Raw genomic sequence first — 24,606 nt, 5'->3', positions numbered from 1 at the left:
AACGCAAGAAGAATGGCGTCAATATGGCCAGATGGCGGTTTTTAACAGCCTTCCCTGCTTTCCTTTACGAAAAAGAACGATCATGGCTGTGCAATATGCAGCTTTACATCGTGCTCTTTCAGCAAGGCGCGAATGTTCGCTGGTGGCGGTTGATCGGTATAAAACGCGTTAACCTGCGTAATATGCCCCACCCGTGCCATGGGTCTGCGGCGGAATTTGGTATGGTCTGCCAACAAAAAAACAGTGCGCGCATTGCGTAGAATAGCCTGCGCAGCGTTAATTTCATCGGCATCAAAATCCAGTAATGTGCCGTCTTCATCTATGCCGCTAATGCCGATTACGCCAAAATCTGCCCGGTATTGCTCAATCATGGCGGCGGCTGTAGGGCCGACTATGCCGCCATCACGCAGGCGTACATGGCCACCCGTAATAATCAGGCTGCATTCCGGCGCAGGAGCCAAAAGCGTGGCCACATGGATATTGTTGGTAATAACCCGCAGCGCCTTGTGGGTGCGGAGAGACTGGGCAAAGGCCTCTGTCGTTGTGCCAATGTTGATGAAAAGCGAAGCCCCGTTGGGAATGGCCTGTGCGGCATTGCGCCCAATGGCTTCCTTTTCGCGCAGGTTCAGAATTTGCCGATCGGAATAGGAAATGTTTTCTGAGGGTGAAAGAGAGCTGGCTCCACCATGATGGCGGGCAAGAAGCCCCTGTGCAGCCATGGTGTTGACGTCTCGCCGCACGGTTTGCACCGTAACATTGAGCTCACGCGCCAGATCTTCACTGGTGGCGTAGCCATGTTGCTGCACCAGCTTGAGAATACGAAACCGACGTTGTTGCACTGCCTGTGTCATGCCTGCGCTGTTTCAAGAACCTCCAGCACGGCTTCTCCGTACCGTTCCAGCTTGGAGCGCCCTACCCCTTTGATATCGCCCAGTTCATCCAGGTCTGAGGGTTTTTCCATGGCGATATCGCGCAGCACGGAATCATGGAAGATAACGTAAGGCGGAATCTCCTGCTCCTGCGCTTCTTCCCTGCGCCATTGGCGCAGCGCATCAAACAGGGCTTTGCTGTCTTCTGTAAGGGCAATGCCTGCGCTTTGGCTGCTGCGGTCTGATAACCGGCTGTTTGTTTCCACTATAGGGTCTGCCCGTAAGTGAACTTCTTCCTCACCACGTAAAATGGGCCGGGCTACATTCTGGTTTAAAATCAGGCCGCCGTACTGGCCTTCTGTGCGCAAGGCGCCACGGGCTATAAGCTGGCGCACCACGCCGCGCCAGAATTGCTCGCTTTTATCCTTGCCAATGCCTCATACGGTCAGCTTGTCATGGCCATTACGGGTAATGGCTTCTGTGGTTTTCCCGCGCAGTACACCGATAACATGCAGCGCGCCAAAGCATTGCCCTGTGCGATACACGGCAGAAAGCAGCTTACGGGCTGCTTCGGTGCCATTGAATGTTAGCACCGGGTGTAGGCAGTTATCACAATGGCCACAGGGTTCGGCCAGTTCCTCACCAAAACAATGCAGTAAGGCGCGGGTGCGGCAGCCAGTGGTTTCGGTCAGCGCTATCATGGCTTCCAACCGGCTGCGCATAATCCGCTTTTCGCTTTCTGGTGCGGCAGATTGATCTAGCCAGTAGCGGGCGCGGGCCATGTCCTCCCCGCCGTAAAGCAGGAGTGTGTCAGATGGCAGGCCATCGCGCCCGGCCCGGCCAATTTGCTGGTAATAGGCTTCGGGCGAGGCTGGCATATCCAAATGCACAACGGCGCGTACGTCTGGCCTGTCTATGCCCATGCCAAAGGCAATTGTGGCCACAATAACAAGGGGCTCACCAGAACGAAAACGCAGCAATGCAGCACGTTTTTCTATAGGGGAAAGCCCTGCATGGTAAGCCAAAGCAGGCCACCCGCGTTCACGCAGAGAAGCGGCCATGCGCTCCGTACGGGCACGGCTGCTGCAATATACAATACTGGCGGCATCCTTATGCCGCTCCAGCGCTGTAATAAGCTGGCGCGTTTCAGACGCTTTGGGCTGTACGGAAATGTTGAGATTAGGCCGATGAAAGCTGGAAACCAGCACTTCGGCATGCGGCATATCCAGTGCCGCCAGAATATCTTCCCGCGTGCGTTCATCTGCTGTGGCAGTAAGGGCAATGCGTGGCACATGCGGAAAATGGCGCGGCAATGCCGTAAGCGCGCGGTATTCTGGCCGGAACTCATGTCCCCATGCCGAAATACAATGGGCTTCATCAATAGCAATAACCGAAAGCGGTATGCGCACCAGCCGGTCCAGCGTGCCGGATGAAAGCAGACGTTCGGGAGAGATATACAGCAGATCTATGCGCCCATTTGCTAGATCTGAGCGGATTTTGGCCGCTTCATCCCCTTCCAGTTCAGAATGGAGGGCCGCGGCATTGATGCCAAGTTGGCGCAGGCCCGCAACCTGATCATCCATAAGGGCAATAAGGGGGGAAATAACCAGCCCCATGCCTTCGCGGCACAGGGCGGGTATTTGGTAGCATACACTTTTGCCGCCGCCGGTTGGCATAAGCACCAGTGTATCTCTGCCTTCCATAACGCATTCAACAGCTTGCGCCTGAAGACTGCGGAAACCGGGAAAGCCAAAAACCGCCTGCAGGACTTCCTGAGGCGGCTTTCCAGCAAACCGGTCCCGTTCCAGCCTGCTATGTGAAAACTGAGAGGGCGTGGATATGGAGCCGGTTTCTATCATTCTATCAGGGGTTGGCCAGTTCGATCTCCACGCGGCGGGAGCCAACCTGCATGCCTTCGCTGCTGGAAGGTGCGCGTGGGGTCTGGACGATATGATCGCCCGCCACGCCATCTTCACTCAGCTGCTGGGCTACGGCTTTGGCGCGCTGGATGGCCAGAAGCGCATCGGCAGAAAGGTCCTGCCCTGCATGTGCGTAACCTTCCACTTTGACAATGCGGGAAGGATGTCTTTTGGATTTTTCAGCTACCTGCAACAGAACATTACGAGCATTGTCATCCAGCTCTGTTGAGCCAGCGGAGAAGAAAACCACGTATTTGCGTGGTGCATTGCCAGCACAGGCAGCCAAAAGGCAGAGACCAGCAACAGGAAGCAAGCGGCGCATATAAAATGTCCTAATCAAGATATGTAATTATTTCCTAACTGGTGCCCTGCCGGGGCCGTTACGTCAACATAGATTTGCTTACGCAACGGCGGCTTTGGCAACACCGGCAGAAAGCCGCCAGATGCGGTCCAGCTTTTCCACACCAGTCAGGCGGTGTGCAATAAGGATAACTGTGCGCCCTTCTGTAACGGTGTTGAGCGTGCGTAGGAAGTCTTGCTCGGTCTGGGCATCCAACCCGGTGGCAGGTTCATCCAAAATCATGATAGGCGCTTGCGTGAGCAATGTGCGGGCCAGTGCAATACGCCGCCCCTGCCCGCCAGATAGCCGCACGCCACCTTCACCCAGCCACGTATCTAGCCCTTCTGGCAGGGTGCGCACAACATCTGCAATGGCGGCTTCTTCCAACGCCTGCCACAGGTCTTCTTCCGTAGCGTCCGGACGGCCCAATAGCAGGTTGGCGCGGATGGTATCATCAAACAGATGAGTGGCTTGGGAAAGCCACGCAATACGCTGGCGCAAAGAGTCCGCCTTGATGCGGGAAATATCTTCTCCGCCCAGTGTAATGCTGCCTGCTTCTGGCGTAGCGGCTTTGAGCAGCAGAGCCGCAAGGCTGGATTTGCCCACGCCAGATGGCCCCAGAATAGCCACACGGGCACCTGCGGGAATGTCCAGAGTAAGGCCATCAAACACCCATGGGCGATTTGCAGCCCAGCGGAATTTTACGCCTTCTACATGAATATGCGTGTCTAGCGGTGCATCTGTCTGTTCAGACGCAGGAACGGTGATGGCGGATGGTTGTTCAGCCACTTCCACCACGCGGCGTGCTGCGGCCCCCATTGCGCCAGCCTGTAGCCCGGCACGGGTAAGTGCTGCGGCACTTTCAAAAGCGGCAACGGTCAGGAACAGAATGCCCACACCTTCAAGCGCAGGAATGTGTTCTGCAAACAGTCCGCCAATGCTTAGCAGCACGGCAAATACGGCAATCTGCCCGGCCAGAAAGGCCATGGCGTTGGCAAGGGCCGCCCGGCGTGCCAGACGAAGCTGATCTTGCAGGAGAGCAGCATCTGCTGCCTGCACACGTGCCAGCATACGGCCTTCTGCGCCAAAAGCGCGGATTTCACGCAGGCCACCTACCAGATCCAGCACAGTAATGCGCAAATGCGCCAGATGATGCACGATCTGGCTGGCAGAAGCGCGGCTGGAGCGTGCAATCATCCACGGCACCACAAAGGCAGAGCAGGCAAACAGCAGGCCTACTACAAGGCCCAGCATCACACTGGCATGGCCCGCAATAATAACGAGTGCAGGAAATGTGACACAGGCGCAGATAAGTGGCATCACAATGCGCAGGTACAGGCCATCCAGCGTGCCAATGTCTGACACAAGACGGGAAAGCATATCCCCAGCCCGACGGAAGCCCAGCCCGGCAGCAGCACCCTGCGCGAGGGAGCGGAAAAACCATACACGCAAATCAGCCAGTGCGCGGAACATGGCATCATGCGCAAACAGGCGTTCTGCATACCGCAGGATCACGCGGCCAGCACCAATCCAGCGCAAGGCGGCTGTGGCAATAACAATTTCACCCATAACGCAACCGGCCAGACGTAGCCCGGATGTTTGCATGAGCGCCAGCCCAAAAGCCAAGGCCAGCAGAGCCAGAACAATGCCGCCAGCAAGGCGCACGCCCTGTTTACGCCAGAGCGCAAAAATGGTGCGGATGGCTTGCCAGTCTGTCAGTTCCCCTGTGGGGCGTGGGTTAGGCAGAGAGGTCATGCTCAGGCTGCTCCCTGTCGGCTGATGACGCGGCCACCGGCCAGATCTATACGGCGGCCTTTAAACATGTGCACGGCGGCAGAATGCGTGGCCAGAATAACGGTGCGGCCTACGGCCAAGCGTTGCAGGCTTTCAAACACGCTTTTTTCTGTTGCCGGGTCCAGATGCGCTGTGGGTTCATCCAATAGCAGCACCGGGGCATTTTTCAGGTAAGCGCGCGCAATGGCAATACGCTGTGCCTGCCCGCCGGAAAGGCCAAATCCACCTTCCCCAATCCGGGTTTCCAGCCCTTCGGGCAGGCTGGGCAAAAACTGGTCAACCGCAGCAGATTTTAGCGCGGCCTGAAGTTCGGCATCACTGGCATCGGGCTTTGCAAACAGAATGTTCTCGCGCAGCGTGCCAGCAAACAGAACGGGCTTTTGCCCAATCCATGAAACCATGCGGGCCAGTGCGTCTGGCACAATGCTATCCAGCGGCGCGCCGTTAAACAGCACGCGCCCTGTATCGGGCTGAATGAAGCCCAGCAGCAATTCCATGATGGTGGATTTGCCAGAACCAGATGCCCCTGCCAGAATCAGGGTTTCACCTGCGGGCACGGTAAAGCTGACATGGTCTAGCGCCAGACCACGCGCTGGATCCCACGAAAAGCTGACATCATCAAAGGATACCATCACACCATTGGCGTTGACGGTGCGCGCCCCCTCCGGCGCAGGGCGTTCCTGAGCTTCAGGAAGTTCCAGAACAGCCGTTGCGGCCCCTTGGGCGTGTGCCCTGTCCTGATAAGCAAGAGCCAAACCACGCAGGGGCGCAAAAAATTCGGGCACAGCCAGCAGAACAAACAGCCCTGCTGTAACGGCATGCACCAATGCCGGAGCACTGCCCTGCGCCTGTAGGGCCAGAGCCTGCCTGCCATCCATAATGGCAATGGCGATCAAAGCAACAACCATGGCGCAGTCGATGGAGGCGGAAGACAGAAACGCAACCCGCAGCACTTTCATGGTGCGCTGGCGCAGTTCTTCAGCGGCATCACCCAGCTTGCGGGTTTCATCTTCTGCCCGGCCTGCCAGCACAATGGTGGCAATGCCTTTAACCCGGTCCAGAAAACGCGCCTGCAGGCGTGTCATGGCCAGAAACTGATTGCGGGAGGCCACAGCCGCCCCAATGCCGAACAGCGCTTGCCCGAAAGGCACGGCTATACCGCATAGGCCCAGAACCAGTGCTGCATGGGGCTGCACAAAGGCTATGGGAATAAGAATGGCAACAGGTGCGGCAATCCACAGAATAGAAGCAGGAATCCAGCGGCCAAAAAAGCCGTCTAGCGCTTCCACCCTATCCACTATGGTGGAAGCCAGCACGCCACTATGCACGCGGCGCAACAGTGCTGGCCCACCTGTAAGAACGGAGGCCAGAACCTCACCACGCAACCGGCGGCGTGCGGCAATGCCTGCACGTGCGGCACCTGTATCGGCCTGAACCATAACCAAAGCGCGTAGAATGGCCAGAACAGGAAAGGCTAGAAAAGGCCATACAGGCATAGGGCCTGCGGCTTCTGCCATTTTCCAGTTTACCAGGGCATGCCCCAGCACAACGGCCACACACCAGACTTGCCCTATACCGACAAGACTGGAGAGCAGCCCGGCTCCAACCACTGATCGCGCTGCCTGACGCCCCAGACGCGATTGTGTCCGTGTCCAGTTGCGGATTGCTGCTTTCTCGTTGCTCATAACACAAGGCGTTTATACCGACAGGCGCAAGACGCAAACAGTTTAGAAAGCCATCCCCTGCTGCAATCTGGGCATAGCGTACATTTTTTGCCTTATTTTCTGGGTTCTGGCGGGGTTTCTGGCAGGCGCATTACCAACGTATATTGCACGCCGCCTTCCCCTTTATACGTAAGCGTTGCTTTAAGTTGGCGCGCAAATGCGTGAATGAGTTTAAGGCCAATGCCTTGATGTACAGGTGGATCTTCCCACGCACACCCCACCCCGTTATCTCCAACCTGAAGGGTAAGCTGCCCGTGGCTACGGTGCAGACGCACAAAAATGGTGCCTTTCTGCCCATCAGGGAAAGCATATTTAATGGAGTTGGTAATAATTTCTGTAACAATAAGGGCGAGAGGCACAGCCTGATCGGGGTCCATCCAGAAACTGTCTGAAACCACATCTAATGTCATGCGCCCGAATTCAGATTCTCCGGCGATGTGAAGTGTTTGCTCACAAAGTTCTTGCAGAAAGACAGCCATGTTCAGGCTGTTCAGGGCATCTTCTGCATAAAGCGTCCGATGCAGTGTTGCCAGCGCGCGAATTCTATCACGCGCGAGGGCAAATTCTGCCCGCACCTCCGGGTGTTCAATCTGGTTAGCCTGCAGGTTGAGCAAGGAGGCCACAATTTGGAGATTGTTCTTAACGCGGTGGTGCACTTCCTTCATCAGCAGTTGCTGATGGGCCATTGCCTTTTTAAGCCGCGCTTCATGGCGGGAAAGGCGGCGTGTTGCACGCGTAAAAGCCTGCCCAAGGCGCTGGAGTTCAAGCGGCATGGAGCGGGTGATGCGTGCATCAAAAATCCCTTCCATCTGCCATTTCTGCACAGAGTATGTGAGGCGGCGTAATGGGCCTATCAACACAATATTGGCCGCCAACGTAACGGCAACCAGCCCGATAACTAGCAGCAGCACCAGCCCTACAATTTGCAGGATCATGGTATGCAGGGCGTCAGATTCCATGGATGTGCGCTGGGTGGAAACCAGAATATCTGCTCCCCCCGCAATAGCGCCCAGAGCATAGCCCCCCAGCCCGGTGGGGAGTGTGATAATGCTGCGCTCGCTGTTTTCCAGCGCGTTCTTGAGTTCATGCACGATGGAAGGTGGTGGGGATTGCCACCCGCAATCTGAACATACAGGCAACAACTGTCCATTATGCATGAGCAGCCATGCCTGTATGGGGTTGTCATCTTCTGCAAAAACCTGCCAGCCGGAGGCGCTACCCAGATACGCCCTTTGCCGGGATATCTGAAGAATACCCATCAGATAGCCATGTGCTTCCGGAAGAGCCAAAAAACCTGCGGGCACGGTAATGCGCAAAAAAGCGCCACCTTCCCCCGGTCCGCCACTGGTCTGTACGGCTTCAAGCAGTGTGGAATGTACATCCGTTGGCGTGGAAAGCGCCCCTACCTCCGCACATCCTCGTCCTTGGGGGGAAACGGATTGTATGGGTTTGCCTTCATCATCCAGCACGGAAAGAAAGCAGTAGCGCTGCCCACTAATGGTTTCCATAAGCCGGAGGGCGTGCACGATCTGATCGGGCGTCAGATCCATATGGCCTATGGTTTCTAGGGCGCTACGCAATCTGTCTGTATCGTGGCGGAATTGCAGGTCCAGCCGCATAATGGCGTTACCAGCACGTTGTGCGCTGCCAAGAGTAACTTCGCGGTAATTATGTAGAGCCAGTACGGCGCCAATAGCAATAACAGGAACGGCCGAAAGGCAGATCAGCAGCCGCATGCGTGCGCTTGTCGTGCTGAAAATGCGCCCCAAACCAGACAGAAGGGAGGCCGCTACCCGGTTTGCAGGGCCTTCCCCTCGGCCACTAATATGCAAAGTGCTTAATCCTGTTTTTCTCGATCTTCCTGAATAAGCTTGAGCAGTTCTTCAGGCACGGGTTCATTCACAACGTTATCGAACATCTGGTGCAGGCCACGCTTCAGCCATAGGTCAAAAGCTTTATCCCGCTTTTTTTTCGGCTTTCGGGAGTGGGCGTCGTCTCTCCTTTTTCCCATCCTGAACTCCGGTTTCTGCCATGCCATCCATCCGGGCATGGCCTGTTGAGTGCTGTGTTTGCACGACTCTGCGGGCTTTGGGTCCCTAACATCAGTATCGTACGCCATTGCGTTTATGCCGTCTGCTGTGCGTTACGCGTTGTGTTGCGGGCCGTGCGGGTTTTCCGTCGAGTGGAAGAAGCTCTGGTGGTGGTTTCTGCGCCTGTTTTGCCAGAAACACCGCCTTCTTCTTCTCCCATCAGCCAGACTTCCAGCTGTCGGCGTGCCCGAAAGACCCGGCTTTTTGCTGTACCCACAGCGCATCCGGCAACGTCTGCCAGTTCTTGATAGCTCATCCCCTCCAGAACCCCCAACACCAGAGCTTCCCGCTGGTCGTCTGGCAGCCGTGCAAGCGCTGCATCCAGTTCTTTCAGGGCCAGCCTGTCCTCGTGTCGTCCACTCACAGACAACAGGGATTGAGGCGTATCATCAATGTTCCCGACTTCGCGCTTTTTGCGGAGGTCAGAGATAAAACGGTTACGCAGAATACGGTGCATCCATGCGGCAAAATTGGTGCCCATGACAAAACTGTCCTGCGCCGCCAGAGCATTGCACACAGTATCCTGCACAAGATCTTCGGCCACAGAACGATTGCGGGTGAGCGCTAATGCCTGCACGCGCAGTTTGGGGAGGATAGCGATAACCTGATCATGGAAAGAGGCTGTCATTTTTGTGTTCTCCGCCTTGTGGATCTCTTACCCCTTCAATGTTCGGCAGAGTGAAAAGGTTACATTCAAAAACAAGCGAGTGTTCACGAAAACGAGAGCGCCAGATTTATGAGCCTTCCGGGCCGTTTTGTTTATCCTGTGCCGCCATGACTTTCTTGAGCGCGGCCCGTGCGCGCGAAACACGAGCCTTCATGGTGCCCACTTCCACCTCACATATTTCCGCGGCTTCTGCGTATGTCAGCTCCTGTGCGCCAACAAGCACCAGAGCCTCACGCAGAAGTGGAGATATCTGCCACAACAGGCTTTCAAGCTCCTGCATTTCGGTTTGCGTGTGCGGAGACGATTCGGCGGTGGAGGCAGGCTGGTGGCCGTAATCTTCCAGCGCAATGCGCTCTCTGCGCCCGCGGCGGTGCTGCTCCAAAAAAAGATTGCGCAAAATGGCAAAGCACCATGCCCGTAGGTTTGTGCCGGGTGTAAAGCCATCTGCCTTGTCCAGAGCACGCACAATTGTATCCTGCACCAGATCATCGGCAATGGCGGAATCACGCGCCAGAAAGCGTGCAAACCCACGTAATGCAGGGATAATTGCAAGAAGTTCTGTGCGAAACGTGCGCCGCGTGGCAACATGGGTGGAATGTGGAGTGCGAGTCAGGATAAATCCCCTTTCCGGAAAGCCGGTGCGCGTGCATCATCGCGTTCTCGCATGTTTTTGTCATGACCCATTATGAAGGAGACTTGCCATGTCAGAGTCGCTGCGTGACGGCCTGATCCGGGCCCTCCCTTATGGCAGACGTTACGCGCGGGCGCTGACAGGCAGCCAACCAGAAGGTGATCTGCTGGTGGCCGAAAGCCTGCGCGGCCTTTCTGCGCAACGGCTGAAGGAAGGCTTTACACCCCTTTATCAGCTCTATGAGGCAATTTCAGGGCTATTTTCTCGTAAAGGGTTTGCTGCGGAATATGATGTTGCAGGGCTTTCTGTAACACAGCGCCAGCTTTTGCTGCTGATCACGCTGGAGGAAGTGCCGGTTGAAATGGCCGCGCGTATTACAGGCGTATCCACCAAACAGGCGGAGCAGGAACTGGAAGACGCACAGGGCCGCCTGCACAAAAATGTGCAGACATCCGTGCTGATTATTGAAGATGAACCCATTATCGCCATGGATATCGAACAGCTTGTGCTGCAATGCGGGCATCAGGTTGCAGGTATAGCCCATACACAGGCCGATGCAGTAAAATTGGCCAGAGAAACCAAGCCGGGGCTTATTCTGGCAGATATTAACCTTGGGCCGGGCGGAGATGGCATACAGGCGGTGGCAGAAATTACCTCCTCCTTCAATGTGCCGGTTATTTACGTAACAGCGTACCCCGAACGGTTGCTGACTGGGGAAACCATGGAACCCAGTTTTGTAATTACCAAGCCGTTTGATCCCCTCACGCTTGCCGTAGCCACGTATCAGGCCGTTAGCAGCGCACGTACACAGGCTGTGTAACTAACGGGCCTTCATTGCTCTTTCATAACTCGGATTATCTTTTCTAAGCATGGCGCATCCTCCTTTACTCCACCTTCAGGACATCACTCTTACACTGGGGGGGAACCCACTTCTGGATGGCGCGGGCTTTGCCGTTGGGCGGGGTGAACGCCTGTGCCTTGTGGGCAGAAACGGATCGGGCAAGTCCACTCTCCTTAAAATTGCGGCTGGCGTTATTCAGCCGGATTCCGGTTCTGTGTTTGTGCAGCCCGGTGCCTCACTACGCTATCTGCCGCAGGAGCCGGATTTAACGGCCTATGCCACAACGGCAGATTATGTGGTGGACCAGATTGGAGACCCGGATATGGCGTGGCGTGCTGCACCATTGCTGGATGCGCTGGGGCTGACAGGCAAGGAAAACACGCAAAACCTATCTGGTGGTGAAGGCCGGCGCTGCGCCATTGCCGGGGTGTTGGCGGCTGCCCCAGATGTGCTGCTGCTGGATGAGCCTACAAACCATTTGGACATGCCCACCATTGAATGGCTGGAGCGCGAACTGCTGAGCCTTGGCTGTGCCATGGTGATTATCAGCCATGATAGACGGTTGCTTTCCACTCTTTCACGGTCTGTCGTGTGGCTGGATCGGGGCGTGACCCGTAGGCTTGATGAAGGTTTTGGACGGTTTGAAGCCTGGCGTGAAGAGGTGCTGGAACAGGAAGAGCGCGATGCGCACAAGTTGGACCGGCAGATTGCGCGGGAAGAAGACTGGATGCGTTATGGCGTTACGGCACGCCGTAAACGTAACGTGCGCCGTGTGCGGGAACTGGCAGATTTGCGCACAGCCCGTAAGGAGGCCATTCGCGCCCCCGGCACCCTCACCCTAAACACGCAGGCTGCTGCAACATCCAGCAAGCTGGTGGCTGTGGCCGAAGATATCAGCAAGGCGTGGGGTGAAAAACAGGTGGTCCGCCATCTAGACCTGCGCATCCTGCGTGGAGACCGGCTGGGTATTGTGGGCGCCAACGGTGCGGGCAAAACCACATTGCTGCGTATGCTTACAGGGCTGGATCAACCCGATAGTGGCACAATCTCACTCGGCCCTTCCCTCAACATGGTTACGCTGGACCAGCAGCGCCGGAGCCTGAACCCAGAACGCACTTTGGCTGATACCCTGACTGAAGGCGGCGGCGATATGGTGCTGGTTGGCACGGAAAAACGCCACGTTATTGGGTATATGAAAGACTTTCTTTTTCGGCCCGAACAGGCGCGCACCCCAGTAAGTGCCCTCTCTGGTGGGGAACGCGGGCGTTTGATGTTGGCCTGTGCTTTGGCCAAACCCTCCAACCTACTGGTGCTGGACGAACCGACGAACGATCTGGACTTGGAAACACTGGATATCTTGCAGGATATGTTGGCCAGTTACGAAGGCACAGTGCTGCTTGTAAGCCATGATCGTGATTTTCTGGATCGGGTGGCCACATCTGTTCTGGCAACGGAGGGAGATGGTAACTGGATAGAATATGCCGGTGGCTACAGTGATATGCTGGCCCAACGGAACCAGAAACCCCTTACAACTGCTGCCGTGGTGGAAAATGAACCTTCCAAACCCAAGGATGCAGCCCCAGCACGCGGTCCATCCAAAAAGCTGAGTTATAAGGACCAGTTCGCGCTGGATAATCTGCCCAAGGAAATGGAAAAGCTGGAAGCGCAGGCCACAACCCTGCGTGAAAAACTGGCAGACCCAGACCTGTACGGAAAAAATCCGGCGCAGTTTGAAAAAATTTCGGCCGATTTGCAAAAGGTGGAAACCAAGCTGGCTGAATCTGAAGAACGCTGGCTGGAACTGGAAATGAAGCGCGAGGCTCTGCAGGCAAACTAAGGGCTGGCGTATTTTTCAACCATCTTCGACTTGCAGGCAGGCAGTGGCAGTGCCTATGTTTTGGTATGCCCTGTTTTACTGGTTCTCTTTATAAGCGCACTCTTCCTGTATGTAGTGTGGCGCTTCTTGCCCTCCTCACCGCAGCGCCAGTGGCGTATGCGCAGGATACACCTGCCGCTGCGGATGCCGAAGGCGCGCAACCATTGCTCAGTCTGGTGCCTTTACCGCCGGGGAGCGTGCAGCCAAAAGCCCCAAAGCCGGAGGGGCCGAAAGCGCCAGAAGTTATGGCCAAAAGCAAGAGTGACACGCCAGCAGTGGTGGAACAGGATATCCGTCCCCCTTCCATTGCGTTTGATGGGCTTTTTGCGGCCATCCATCAAACACGCATGTTTACAGACCCCAAAGTGGTTTCAGACATTGTGCCCGATCGCTCTCCTACAGATCTGGTGGCGCTCTGGAAGCAGGAAAAAGACAAGCCGGGCTTTAACCTCAAAGACTTTGTAACAGACCATTTTACTATCCCGGCCCTGCGGTCTGCCGCCTATACGCGCAAGCCCGATGAAAGCGTGCGGGATTATATTTCCGGCATGTGGGATGTGCTTACGCGAGATCCGGACGTGGCTATGTCATGGTCTACCCTGCTGCCCTTGCCCTATAAATATATTGTTCCCGGTGGGCGGTTTGCAGAGATTTATTACTGGGATAGCTACTTCACCATGATCGGCCTGTATGAGGATGATCATGTGGACCTCATGCGTGATATGGTGCGCGATATTGCATCGCTTATCAACACGTACGGGCATATGCCTAACGGCAACCGCACCTATTACCTCAGCCGTTCTGGCCTACCGTTCTTTTCCCTTATGCTGGATTTGCTCGCCAGCCACGATGGGCAGATTGCCTATACTTCCTTCCTGCCTGAATTGCAGAAGGAATATGATTACTGGACATTAGGTGCAGCCAATCTGCCGCCGGGTATGGCACGGCACCATGTGGTGCGTCTGCCAGATGGTACCCTGATGTTCCGCCATTGGGATACACGCAGCGCCCCGCGTGATGAAAGTTGGCCGCAGGATATGGCCACAGCGCAGGAAACAAGCCGCCCCTCTGGTGAGGTCTGGCGTGATTTGCGCGCCGCGGCGGAAAGTGGATGGGATTTTTCATCGCGCTGGCTGGCTGATGGCAAAACACTGACAACAATCCAGACCACATCGCTGCTGACCATTGAGCTGAACTGTCTGATGGTACACTTGGATCAGACACTCTCTCATGCTTACGCGCTAAATGGTCAGGAAGATAAGGCGGCCTACTACGCGCAGCAGGCAGAAATTTTGCGTTCTGGCATCAACCGGTTTTTGTGGAACGAAAAACAGGGTGCCTATTTTGATTACAACTGGCGTACCGGGCGGCAGACGGACATTCTTTCCATTGCTACGTCCATGCCCCTGTTCCTGCATCAGGCCAGTGTCAATCAGGCTGATGCGGTGGCCGAAACGCTGAAAACACGCTTGCTGCATATAGGTGGCCTAACAGCAACCGAGCACCCAACAGGCCAACAGTGGGATGCCCCAAATGGCTGGGCGCCGTTGGAATGGATGGCTGTTAAAGGGTTGGAACAATACGGGCATCATGAATTTGCGGCCGATATTGCGCGCCGGTGGATGGCCCGCGTGATTGGCACCTTTGAACGCAGCGGTGTGTTGCTGGAAAAATACGATGTTTCCGCCACCGAGATCAGCCCTACAGGTGGTAAAGGTGGTGGGGAATACCCCATGCAGATTGGCTTTGGTTGGACAAACGGCACCCTAGTGGGCTTTATGAACCGCTACCCGCAAAATACGCGGCAGGTGTTGGATAACAACCCGCTGGCGGACCAGCCCTCTCAGCAGCCCTTGCCCCCGATTGATGCGTGGGATGCCAAAGGCCCGGAAATTCCGGTGGAAGAGCGCTCTCCTTTGCGGGGTGTGCCGCTTTCATCCCTCAATATGGAGCAATTCAACAAGGATGATGATGGTGATGATGACGATGCGCCTGCGCAGGATGCCCCGCACAGCGCGCCATCATCAGAAAAGCCGGCTCAACATACTGATCAGCCAGAAAAACCAGACAATCAGTAAGCGCAGGCCGACATATTACGGAGTGTAGTGAATAACGCTCCGGATAGATTTGCCTTCGTGCATCAGATCAAACGCTGTGTTGATATCTTCCAGCGGCATGGTGTGCGTTACAAACGGGGCCAGCTCAATTTTGCCTGCCATGGCATCTTCCACCATGCCGGGCAGTTGAGTACGGCCCTTAACGCCGCCAAACGCCGTGCCTTTCCATGTACGCCCCGTTACCAATTGGAACGGACGGGTGGAAATTTCCTTTCCTGCGCCAGCCACGCCAATAATAACGGACTGCCCCCAGCCACGGTGTGCACACTCCAAGGCTGCGCGCATAACTTCCACATTGCCGATACATTCAAAGCTGTGGTCCACACCCCAGCCTGTCATTTCAATAATGACCTGCTGTATCGGGGCCTCGTAATCCTTCGGGTTGATAAAATCTGTGGCTCCAAAAGCCTTGGCCAGTTCAAACTTGTCCGGGTTGGTATCAATAGCAAAAATACGCCCGGCCTTGGCTTGTCGGGCACCTTGAATAACGGCCAGCCCGATACCGCCCAAGCCAAAAACAGCGACGGAATCTCCTTCCTGCACTTTGGCCGTGTTGTGTACGGCCCCAATACCAGTGGTAACCCCACAGCCCAGCAGGCAAACATGCTCTGGGTTGGATTGGGGGTTGATCTTGGCCAGAGAAACCTCGGCAACCACAGTGTATTCACTAAAGGTGGAGCACCCCATGTAGTGGTAAAGCGGCTGGCCTTTGTAGGAAAAGCGGCTGGTGCCATCGGGCATTACGCCCTTGCCCTGTGTGGCACGCACGGCAATGCACAGGTTGGTTTTGCCAGAGGTGCAGAACTCGCACTTACCGCATTCTGCCGTGTATAGCGGAATAACGTGGTCTCCCGGCTTAACGCTGGTAACGCCTTCGCCCACTTCCATTACAATGCCCGCGCCTTCATGCCCCAGCACAACGGGAAAAAGCCCTTCCGGGTCTTGGCCAGAAAGAGTGAAGGCATCTGTATGGCAAACGCCAGTGTTCAGAATTTTAACCAGAACTTCCCCGGCCTGTGGGGGAGCTACATCAATTTCAACAATTTCCAGAGGCTGGCCCGGTTTGAATGCAACTGCGGCGCGTGATTTCATGAAAACCTTCTCCTGTTCCTCAAGGCTGGCAGTAATCTGCCATATCCGCTTGCCGGTTGATATTGAGAGTTCGGGGTTAAGGCATCACAATTTCCCTCAAACATAAACATCGTGATATTTCGCGTTCTCCATCATAAATGGTATTTATCAAAAACACCTTCTGCCCTGCCCTTCAGGTTCAGGATTTCAGACGGAGAAATTAAAGGATGAGAAAATGAAGTGCCCTTCTTGTGGTTCCGAGTATCCCTATCATGATGGAAATTTGTGGGTTTGCCCGGAATGTGCCCATGAATGGAATGAAGAAACCCAAGCGGATACTGCCGGAGCGGAAGATTCATCTGTTGTGCGGGATGCCAACGGAAACCAGCTTGCTGATGGTGATACGGTAACGGTTCTGAAAGACCTGAAAATTAAAGGGTCTTCTCAGGCAGTTAAAGGCGGCACCAAGGTCAAGAACATTCGGTTGGTGGATGCGGGCGATGGCCACAACATTGCCTGTAAGATTGCTGGTTTTGGTGCGATGAACCTGAAATCGGAATTTGTGAAAAAATCCTGATCCCTTAACACAGAGGGCGTATTTTCAAACATGCGCCCTCTGGTTTGTTAAGCTGTGTTTTTTACATCCACGCCAAAAAGGGTGAGATGCACAACAGAATGCCTATCAGGGTAATAAATATTAGGCTGGGTTTGCGATATTTGCTGAGGTCTGGCGTTTTAACTACCAACCAAACAGGTAACAGGCAGCCAATAATACCAAAAATCGGGCTGCTGAATGTTGTAAAAGACAACACCGGCAAGTTGGCAACCACCGCGCCCCATGAAAGCAGAATGGCAAACCCCATAACGCCGTATTGAACCCAGTTGCGGTGCAAATGTCTGGGTTTAACCCAATGCCCAAGCATGGAACTGAAAATACCTACGCTGGCTTCCCTAAAGCCAAGGTACACCCCAAAAAATGCTGTCATAACGGCAAAAAGGTTCAGAATAACGCCAATCAGGCTAATGGAACTTGCCGGAAACACCTGCGCGATAATGGCCAAAGCAGAAATGTTCTGCTGATACGCGGCAATGGCGTCACTCGGCTTCATGGCCAGAGTAAAGGAAATGGCGTAGAAAAACACCGTTACAAACAGAATTGCAAAAGCAATGTTCATGGCGCGCAAAGCCTTGAAACGCGCCACTTCTGGAGATTTTTCCCGCGCCCGGTAGGAAATGACCATAGGGCTAAGGGTTTGAATAAACAAAATGGACGTAAGCGTAAAAGGCAGCGTGATAACCGCTTTTGTTATCAGTGTGCCAACAGGCGGTAATGCGCCAAGATTAGCGGTGTTCCAGCGTGGGATCATGAAAACACCCATGGCCGCCACAATCAGCAGCTTGGTGATGACCATGAAGGAAGACATGCGGAACAGCAGCTTTTCCCCGCGAGATGCCAAAGCTACCAGAACGGTTAGTAGAATAAGAGGATACCACGCATAATTGGAAAGCAGATGTTGCGTTATGCCAAAGCTGTGCAGGTAAGATGCGCTATCCCGCGTAATGGCGGTGGCATATACAAACATCCATATAACCAGCATGACAAAATACAGCGCACCCAGCAAAGTGCCCCAGCCCCGGCCCAGATAGCTGGAGATCATATCCGGGTAAGTCTGGCTTACGCGCGCAGAGGCCAATGTGTTGATAAACAGCCGCTGAAACAGATACATACCCGGGTAGCCAACAACAGCGGACAGCAGAAAAACCCACACGCCCATTAGCCCTACCTGAACGGGCAGAAACACAATGCCCGCACCAATGGCCATGCCAATGCTCATGACAATCCAGCCGATATCTGTGCCATCAAACCGGGTGGCTTCTTTCCATTGTTGGGGAGAAAGCGCATCGGTTCCGGCGTTTAATGTGCGCGTATCTGGGGGCTGCATAAATATTTGTTTCCGTACATCTAGGTGATCTCATTTATAGAACGAGTAGATTGAGAGAACCTATAAAACAACAAATTTTATGTAATCCGATAATTTAACGAATTAAAATAGTTGATATGTTTTTCCAAGTTCGATCTGCTTACAGCAGATACGCTTAATTTTAGCGCCACGTATGTTATGGAGCATTTTTAGGCATCACTCCAAGCAGCATAGTTTTTATAAAAATGAGCACACAGCCTTTTTCAAATACCAGAACTATTGCTCTTATCGGGGCGGGTTCCGTTGGGCTTTGCCTGGGGGCAGCTTTTGCAAGTGCCGGATGGCAGGTTGTGGTGTGTGGGGCGCGGACCCAGTTTCCTCAAATTGAAGAAACCGAAGGAACAGATACGCATGCATACCCCATTCGGTATGCAGCCACACCGGCAGATATTGGCCCTTGCGATGCCGCTATTCTGGCAGTGAAATCTCATCAAACCCAAGATGTATCCGTTTGGTTGCGGGCGTTTAACCGGGCCAGCGCCACTCTTCTGGTTGCGCAAAACGGGCTTGGGCAAAAAGAGCGTGTGGCAGCTTACGCGCCACAAGCCAATATTCTGCCTGCTATTGTTTACTTCAACGCGCAACGGGTTGCTCCCGGTAATGTCACATTAAAGCGTATTGGCGCGCAGGATTTATGCCTGCCAGATGGTGCGGCAGCTCAATATTTTGCGGATGTTCTTCAAAAAGGAAATATGCGGGTTCAGACAACAGCAGATATCACCACTGCGCTGTGGTTGAAATTGCTGGCAAACATTACGGCTAACCCCATTACCACGCTGACAGGCCGCCGTACGGGTGTGATGCAGGATGGCGCCATTCAGGCCGCTGCACGGCAGATTATGGCCGAAGCCGTAAAGGTTGGGCAAGCCGAAGGTGCAAAACTGACTGCGCAGCATGTAGAGGATATTCTTTTATGGCTGCAAACCATACCGGCAGAGAGTGCCACATCCATGTTGCAAGATCGTCAGGTCGGGCGAGAGTTGGAATATGAAGCTTTAACCGGTTACGTTGTAAAAGCGGCAGAAAAACATGGGATTGATGTTCCACTGAACTATCTGATTTTATCTCTGTTATCTTCTATCCACCCCGCAGTTTTCGGAAAGGCATAACAGCATCATGAAACGTGCGTACAAAGTTGTAGATGTTTTTACAAAAACGCCTCTGCTGGGTAACCCGGTAGCTGTTGTGCTGGATGCGGATGGGCTGGATACCAAAACCATGCAGGCCATTGCGAGCTGGACAAATCTGTCTGAAACCACATTTCTGCTGCTCCCCACAAACCCGCAGGCTGATTACCGGTTGCGTATATTTACCCCTAAGCACGAACTTCCATTTGCGGGGCACCCTACCCTTGGCAGCGCGCATGCCGCGCTGGAAGCCGGGCGTGCTGTGCCACGCAATGGTGTGCTGGTGCAGGAATGTGGCGTTGGGCTTGTAGAACTGGCTGTAGAGGGAGATGGCGCAAACAGAACGCTTTCTTTTGCCGTGCCGCCAGCAAAGCTTACCCCGTTAAACCCAGCCCAGATTGAAAGGCTGGAAGGTATTCTGGGCGCAACAGTTGAGCGTAAAATTACCCCCATGATTGTAGATATGGGGGTTGTCTGGATTGTTGCGCAGCTTTCCAGCGCGTCCAAGGTGCTGGCCCTGCGCCCGGATTTCGGGCGCTCTGCGGCATTTGAGCACAGCCTTGGTGCAACCGGCATTACAGTTTTTGGGCCGCATGAAACAGATGATACGCAAATAGAAGTGCGCTCTTTTGCCTGCTCCCAAGGTGTGCAGGAAGATCCTGTTTGTGGCAGCGGAAATGCCAGTGTGGCCGTATTCCGCCAGGAACTTGGCCTTCTTCCCAAAGGGCGCAGTGATTATACGGCTACACAAGGGCATTGCCTTGGGCGGGCTGGCCGCATTGCGGTGCATATTCACGCAGGGGATGGGCAAATAACCATTGGCGGCCAATGTGTAACGGCAGTGGATGGCGTTTTAAAAACCTAATAGCAGCAGTTTTTAAAACGCCTTTCCATTTACGCAGATACAGCTTGCGCCAGACGTTTTACAACTTGGCGCGAATGCTGCATGAGTTCTGGCACATCAACACCTTTTACCATGCCATCATACACAACAGGCTTACCTGCTTTGAGCACGTGCCGAACGCAGGCAGCACCAGAGGCTACGGGTGCAATCAATGGATCTGCCAACCCGGCATGACGCGGATGGTTGATATCATGCACAACCAGATCTGCCACCATGCCCTCTGCAACGGATCCTATGTCTGGTAGCCCCAGAATGCGCGCTCCTTCGTGCGAACTCCAGCGTACAATATCCTCGCAACGCACGGCATCTGCGCCATGCACAAAGCGGTGCAAAAGCCATGCGGTATGCATTTCTGCGCCCATATCGCAAGCCTCGTTTGAGGCCGCACCATCTACTGCCAGAGAAACACGCCCCCCAGCCTGTTCCAATGCCGGTGCAGGCGCTATGCCAGAACCCAGACGCCCGTTGCTTTGCGGGCAATGGGCCATGCCTGTTTGGGTTTGGGCCAGAAGTGCTATTTCGCTGGCATCAAGGTGTACCAAATGGGCAAACCAGACATCCGGCCCCAGCCAGCCATGCTCCCCCACGAACTGAACTGGGCGCATGCCGTACACTTCGTTGCAGTATTTGACGTAATTTTCTGTTTCTGAAAGATGTGTGTGCAGGCCAATGCCCATGCTACGTGCGCCTTCCGCAAGGGCGCGCAGTTCATCCGGCGTTACGCCCCATGTTGGGGTGTTGGGCGCTATGGCAATGCGTCTGCTGCTGTCTGGTGCCGGATCATGATAGCGGCTGACCAGATCGCTCACACGCTTGAGCATTTCATCCAGCGTTTCTGTAGGGGCTGGAACAATTTCGTCCGTATCGAACTTACGGGTTCGCGTAGTGCCGCCACGGGCAAGCACCAGCCGCATCCCCAGCTTTTCTGCGGTTTCAAACAGTACGGCGGCAGGGTCATACTGATAGCTGCGGGCGAACAGGTAGTGATGATCCACCACCGTTGTGCAGCCCGATAGCAAAAGCTCCACCATGCCAACCTGGGCTGCCGTTTGCAGCGTATCTTCATCCAGATAGCGCCAGTATGTGTTGGGCACCAGGCGTAGCCATTTTTCAAGCGGCGCGTTAATGGCTGATGGAATACCCTTGAGCATGCTCTGAAAAAGATGGTGATGGGTAGAAACCAAACCCGGTGTAATCACCCCGCCTTTTGCATCCAGCACAGTATCCCCCACCTGTTCGGGAGTATGCCCAATGCTGACAATACGCCCTGCCCGTATGCGGATATCTCCTGTACGCCGTTCCTGTAGTCCTTTCAGACCGGTGAGAATGCCGGATGCATTGCGAATAACCAGATCGTTCATGCGGGCATCACCTTAGCGCGGTCTGTAAATTTGGTTGTAAAGGCGGATTGCCAGTTTACGGTTTTATCCAGCAGATCATTATCCACCATGAATTGATAGGTTGCCTGCCAGCGGGCTTCTGTCATGCAGCCTAACCCTAGTGTTTTTGTATCTCCGCCTTCCACCACGTTGGCTTTGGCCATGGCACTATGACCAAACATAATCTGCCCTTCTGTCATGCGTGGGTTGGCTTTGCGTATCAGGGCGTTACCGGGTTCTGGATCACGCATGTAATCCTGCCAGCCTAATAGGGAAGCGCGCACGAAGGCTTGCGTGGTGGCATCATTTTTGTCTGCAAATTCATGTGTGGTCAGCACTGGGGTGCCGTATGGTGGGTAGCCCAGATCTGCAAATGGAAAGAACTTTACAGGCACATTGCGCTGCTGGGCCTCGTAGGGTTCAGAGGATGCATAAGCCTGCACCGCCATTTCGGGGTCCAGAAAAAACGGTTGCAGATTAAACGTATAGGGTTTTGCCTGCGCTGGGCTGTAACCAAACTTCTTGCACAACCACCCCCAATAGGACGCATGGGCCGGGCTGGAAATAAGAATGGGATGATTACGTAACTGGGCCAGATCTGTAATGTTATCGTGCGTCATCAACCCTTGCAGATCATGCTGGAAAGAGGACATGACAGTAAGTAACGGCATACCACCCTGTATGCCGCGCAGGGTTTGAAAATCGTAACCTGTTACAAAATCTGCGCGGCCAGCCGCCAGTATCTGCATGGTGTTTACCTGCGGGCCACCCATATCTATGCGTACATCCAGCCCTTCCTGCGCATAAAACCCTTTAGCCAGAGCCTGATAAAACCCGCCTACTTCTGCCTGCGCAAACCATGACAGCAGCAGCCTGACCGGTGTTGCCGCCTGCGCACGTTTAAACGGTGTAAATGCTGCAACAGACGACGCCGCAGCAGCTGAAAGCAATGTTCGACGTGTAAGAGACATCCCGAATTCCTGCACTGGCATGATCTGTTTATTTCGTATTCGGTATGTTCATACAGAACGTGCGCATTTGGGAAGCTGTAAAATAGAGCACGCTTCATTGCTTTTTTTGTAACGATTTACCCCTTGATCTTCGCAGGATTGAATGGCCTAAACTGCATAAATCATTTCTATGCAGGAATGTTATATGCCGCGTCTCTCTGCTTTTTCTTCCCCAGTTGCTATTTCTCGGTTGGCTAAAACCGTCATGGTGGGAGCATTGGGTACGTTTGGCCTGATTGTCGCGCTGAATAACGTAACTGATTACAACTCAAACTTTCAGTTTGTGCGCCATGTTCTCAGCATGGATACAACATTCCGCGGCAACAGCCTGATGTGGCGGGCCATACCCCAACCTGTTCTGTGGCACCTGTTTTACGGCCTGATTATTCTGGGGGAAGCCTTAACCGGTCTGCTTTTTGCCATTGCAGCTTACCAGATGAGTGCGCGCCTTTGGGCTCCGGAAGATGCCTTTAAAACCGCAAAAAAGTTTGTGCCCGCAGCTACGGCTTTGGGGTTTCTGATCTGGTTTTTTGGTTTTTCTGTGGTGGGGGCCGAATGGTTTCTAATGTGGCAATCACAGGCATGGAACGGCCAGCAACCTGCATTCCGCTTTTTTCTGACCATGCTGGCTGTGTGCATTTACGTGCAGCAGCCCGAATAATCTCCTGCCTCTTCTTCTGCAAAGTTTGGATGGATCATGCAAGAAACCGTTATCAGCATTCAGTCTGCTGAAAAAACCTTTCCAAACGGTGTTCAGGGGCTGGCGCCTATTACCTTGGATATTCACCCCAAGGAACGTATTGGCCTGATTGGCCCTTCTGGGTGCGGCAAAAGCACGCTGCTGAAGCTGATTGCCAACTTACATCAACCTTCCTCCGGGTATTTGACCTGGTGGAACAAAGGTTTTGCAGAAGTCGGCAAGGAAAATCGTCGCCTGTCCTTTGTGTTTCAGGAACCCACACTTATGCCGTGGAGCACCGTACGCAAAAATGTGCGTTTGCCGTTAGATCTGGAGGGTATTTCTCCCGATGTATCAGCACCACGCGTGCAGCAGGCGCTGGAAATTGTAGGCTTAGCCCATGCGGCAGATCGCTTTCCTGCCCAGCTTTCGGGCGGGATGAAGATGCGTGTTTCCATTGCGCGGGCATTGGTCACGCGCCCTAACCTGCTTTTAATGGATGAACCCTTTGGCGCTTTGGATGAATTAACGCGCAACCGGCTGGATGAAGATATAGCCACCTTATGCGCCAAGGATGACCTTACCCTGTTGTTTGTCACGCATTCTTTGTACGAGGCCGCTTTTCTTTCTACCCGTGTGATGGTTATGGCAGCGCATCCGGGCCGGATATTTGCCGAATATGAAATAGACCCAAGTATCCCCAGAAATGAGGAATTTCGCCTCAGCGATACATTTGCCACGATATGTCAGGATTTAAGCAAATTGCTTATTCAGGCATCTCAATCTTCCCTTCTTGCAGAGGTGGCCTAACTTATGTCTGCCCGCCTGATATCCATTTTTGCCCCCCTTGCTGTAGGCATTCTGTTTTTGCTGTTGTGGCAGGGTATTTGTTATTTTTGGCACATTCCGCCTTATCTTATGCCTGCCCCTTCTGATATTGCACGTTCTCTGTTTAGCAATATCGATACACTGGGGCATGCGTTGTACAGTACGCTTACCGTTACATTAGCGGCGTTATGTGTATCTGTAGTTCTGGGTGTTCTGGTTGCTTTTGTGCTGGTACAGCATCCGCTTATTGAACGCAGCCTGATGCCCTATGTGGTTCTCATGCAGGTTACGCCTGTGGTAGCTCTCGCTCCATTGATTATCATTTTAGTGAAAACAACGCTGCTGGCACTTGTTATCTGCGCCACACTGATTGCCATTTTTCCTATTATTTCCAACACTTTACAAGGTCTTAAAAGTGTTGATCCGGGGCTGGAAGCGTTTTTCCGTATGCATAAAGCCTCGCGCCTCAAAACGCTTTTGCGCCTGCAAATACCCAGCGCTTTGCCCATGTTTATGGCAGGCTTGCAAATTTCCAGCGGTTTGGCTCTTGTCGGTGCTGTGGTGGCCGAGTTTGTGGCTGGCACCGGAGGCAATAGTGCTGGTTTGGCCTACGAGATTTTGCAGGCTGGGTTCCAGATGGATATTCCACGCATGTTTGCTGCGCTGTTCATGATCACCCTTACCGGCCTTGCCCTTTATATGGCCACAAGCAGTATCAGAAAGCTTGTTTTGCATAACCGTGTTCAGCACTAGAAATA

21 protein-coding genes and 1 pseudogene are annotated in these 24,606 nt (G+C 54.0%); 9 read left to right on the top strand and 13 right to left on the bottom strand.

Features of this window, described 5'->3' with window-relative positions; translation table 11 throughout:
• Positions 1–80 precede the first annotated feature (80 nt).
• The 9 genes and pseudogenes from FCN51_RS25900 to FCN51_RS25860 all read right to left on the bottom strand — a co-directional run bounded on the left by FCN51_RS25900 (position 81) and on the right by FCN51_RS25860 (position 9,947).
• A complete protein-coding gene (locus FCN51_RS25900; protein ID WP_003624300.1) occupies positions 81–851 on the bottom strand; it encodes a DeoR/GlpR family DNA-binding transcription regulator in 771 nt (256 codons plus the stop codon).
• A pseudogene (gene recQ, locus FCN51_RS25895) lies at positions 848–2,728 on the bottom strand (DNA helicase RecQ). The gene FCN51_RS25900 and the pseudogene recQ overlap by 4 nt, the downstream one beginning before the upstream one ends.
• 4 nt (positions 2,729–2,732) lie before the next feature.
• Positions 2,733–3,110, bottom strand: coding sequence for an OmpA family protein (locus FCN51_RS25890; protein ID WP_003624304.1), 378 nt, complete (start codon positions 3,108–3,110; stop codon positions 2,733–2,735).
• A 78-nt stretch (positions 3,111–3,188) separates the two neighbouring features.
• Positions 3,189–4,883, bottom strand: a complete 1,695-nt coding sequence (cydC, locus tag FCN51_RS25885) for a thiol reductant ABC exporter subunit CydC (protein WP_310257012.1) — start codon at positions 4,881–4,883, stop codon at positions 3,189–3,191.
• Between the two features lie 2 nt (positions 4,884–4,885).
• Entirely contained in the window at positions 4,886–6,607 is a 1,722-nt protein-coding gene (cydD, locus tag FCN51_RS25880) for a thiol reductant ABC exporter subunit CydD (RefSeq protein WP_310257008.1), read from the bottom strand.
• Positions 6,608–6,699: 92 nt separating this feature from the next.
• Positions 6,700–8,382 (bottom strand): sensor histidine kinase, encoded by a 1,683-nt coding sequence (locus tag FCN51_RS25875; protein WP_012812920.1) that lies wholly within the window; start codon positions 8,380–8,382, stop codon positions 6,700–6,702.
• 101 nt (positions 8,383–8,483) lie between these two features.
• Positions 8,484–8,696 (bottom strand): NepR family anti-sigma factor, encoded by a 213-nt coding sequence (locus FCN51_RS25870; RefSeq protein WP_003624310.1) that lies wholly within the window; start codon positions 8,694–8,696, stop codon positions 8,484–8,486.
• Positions 8,697–8,770: 74 nt separating this feature from the next.
• Positions 8,771–9,364, bottom strand: coding sequence for a sigma-70 family RNA polymerase sigma factor (locus tag FCN51_RS25865; protein WP_003624311.1), 594 nt, complete (start codon positions 9,362–9,364; stop codon positions 8,771–8,773).
• Between the two features lie 106 nt (positions 9,365–9,470).
• Entirely contained in the window at positions 9,471–9,947 is a 477-nt protein-coding gene (locus tag FCN51_RS25860) for a sigma-70 family RNA polymerase sigma factor (protein ID WP_310258521.1), read from the bottom strand.
• Between the two features lie 157 nt (positions 9,948–10,104).
• Between FCN51_RS25860 and FCN51_RS25855 the strand changes: the two genes are divergently transcribed.
• The 3 genes from FCN51_RS25855 (at position 10,105) to treF (ending at position 14,829) form a co-directional block, all read left to right on the top strand.
• Positions 10,105–10,854, top strand: a complete 750-nt coding sequence (locus FCN51_RS25855) for a response regulator (protein WP_003624314.1) — start codon at positions 10,105–10,107, stop codon at positions 10,852–10,854.
• A gap of 49 nt (positions 10,855–10,903) precedes the next feature.
• Complete coding sequence (locus tag FCN51_RS25850) at positions 10,904–12,712, top strand: ABC-F family ATP-binding cassette domain-containing protein (RefSeq protein WP_310256999.1); 1,809 nt, start codon at positions 10,904–10,906, stop codon at positions 12,710–12,712.
• 65 nt (positions 12,713–12,777) lie between these two features.
• Positions 12,778–14,829 carry an alpha,alpha-trehalase TreF gene (gene treF / locus FCN51_RS25845; protein WP_012812922.1) on the top strand — a complete coding sequence of 684 codons (2,052 nt, stop codon included), beginning with the start codon at positions 12,778–12,780 and terminating at the stop codon, positions 14,827–14,829.
• Between the two features lie 15 nt (positions 14,830–14,844).
• Here the strand turns inward: treF and FCN51_RS25840 are convergent, their stop codons facing one another.
• Positions 14,845–15,960, bottom strand: coding sequence for an S-(hydroxymethyl)glutathione dehydrogenase/class III alcohol dehydrogenase (locus tag FCN51_RS25840; protein WP_003624320.1), 1,116 nt, complete (start codon positions 15,958–15,960; stop codon positions 14,845–14,847).
• Between the two features lie 214 nt (positions 15,961–16,174).
• Between FCN51_RS25840 and FCN51_RS25835 the strand changes: the two genes are divergently transcribed.
• Complete coding sequence (locus tag FCN51_RS25835) at positions 16,175–16,516, top strand: zinc ribbon domain-containing protein YjdM (RefSeq protein ID WP_012812923.1); 342 nt, start codon at positions 16,175–16,177, stop codon at positions 16,514–16,516.
• Between the two features lie 61 nt (positions 16,517–16,577).
• Here FCN51_RS25835 and FCN51_RS25830 read toward each other — a convergent pair whose 3' ends face one another.
• Positions 16,578–17,882 carry an aromatic amino acid transport family protein gene (locus FCN51_RS25830; RefSeq protein WP_310256984.1) on the bottom strand — a complete coding sequence of 435 codons (1,305 nt, stop codon included), beginning with the start codon at positions 17,880–17,882 and terminating at the stop codon, positions 16,578–16,580.
• Between the two features lie 224 nt (positions 17,883–18,106).
• Here FCN51_RS25830 and FCN51_RS25825 point away from each other — a divergent pair, with 224 nt between their 5' ends.
• On the top strand, positions 18,107–19,030 hold the full coding sequence (locus FCN51_RS25825; protein WP_310256980.1) for a ketopantoate reductase family protein: 924 nt from the start codon (positions 18,107–18,109) through the stop codon (positions 19,028–19,030).
• Between the two features lie 7 nt (positions 19,031–19,037).
• Positions 19,038–19,913: a PhzF family phenazine biosynthesis protein gene (locus FCN51_RS25820; protein ID WP_310256977.1), complete on the top strand. Its 876-nt coding sequence runs from the start codon at positions 19,038–19,040 to the stop codon at positions 19,911–19,913.
• 29 nt (positions 19,914–19,942) lie between these two features.
• Here FCN51_RS25820 and FCN51_RS25815 read toward each other — a convergent pair whose 3' ends face one another.
• Together FCN51_RS25815 and FCN51_RS25810 are read right to left on the bottom strand one after the other, a co-directional pair.
• Complete coding sequence (locus tag FCN51_RS25815; RefSeq protein WP_310256974.1) at positions 19,943–21,313, bottom strand: amidohydrolase family protein; 1,371 nt, start codon at positions 21,311–21,313, stop codon at positions 19,943–19,945.
• Positions 21,310–22,323, bottom strand: a complete 1,014-nt coding sequence (locus FCN51_RS25810) for an ABC transporter substrate-binding protein (RefSeq protein ID WP_310256970.1) — start codon at positions 22,321–22,323, stop codon at positions 21,310–21,312. The genes FCN51_RS25815 and FCN51_RS25810 overlap by 4 nt, the downstream gene beginning before the upstream one ends.
• A 148-nt stretch (positions 22,324–22,471) precedes the next feature.
• On the opposite strand from FCN51_RS25810, the gene FCN51_RS25805 reads away from it, so the two are divergent.
• From FCN51_RS25805 to FCN51_RS25795, 3 genes are read left to right on the top strand one after another with little or no spacing between them, the layout of a single operon-like run.
• Positions 22,472–23,002, top strand: a complete 531-nt coding sequence (locus FCN51_RS25805) for a DUF2165 family protein (protein WP_003624328.1) — start codon at positions 22,472–22,474, stop codon at positions 23,000–23,002.
• A gap of 36 nt (positions 23,003–23,038) precedes the next feature.
• Positions 23,039–23,830, top strand: coding sequence for an ABC transporter ATP-binding protein (locus FCN51_RS25800; RefSeq protein ID WP_310256965.1), 792 nt, complete (start codon positions 23,039–23,041; stop codon positions 23,828–23,830).
• Between the two features lie 3 nt (positions 23,831–23,833).
• Complete coding sequence (locus tag FCN51_RS25795; RefSeq protein WP_310256962.1) at positions 23,834–24,601, top strand: ABC transporter permease; 768 nt, start codon at positions 23,834–23,836, stop codon at positions 24,599–24,601.
• Positions 24,602–24,606 lie beyond the last annotated feature (5 nt).

Source organism: Acetobacter pasteurianus (assembly GCF_009914215.2).
Classification (GTDB): domain Bacteria; phylum Pseudomonadota; class Alphaproteobacteria; order Acetobacterales; family Acetobacteraceae; genus Acetobacter; species Acetobacter pasteurianus.
The sequence above is the reverse complement of the archived record's forward strand: the minus strand, read 5'-3'. Positions and strand labels throughout refer to the sequence as shown.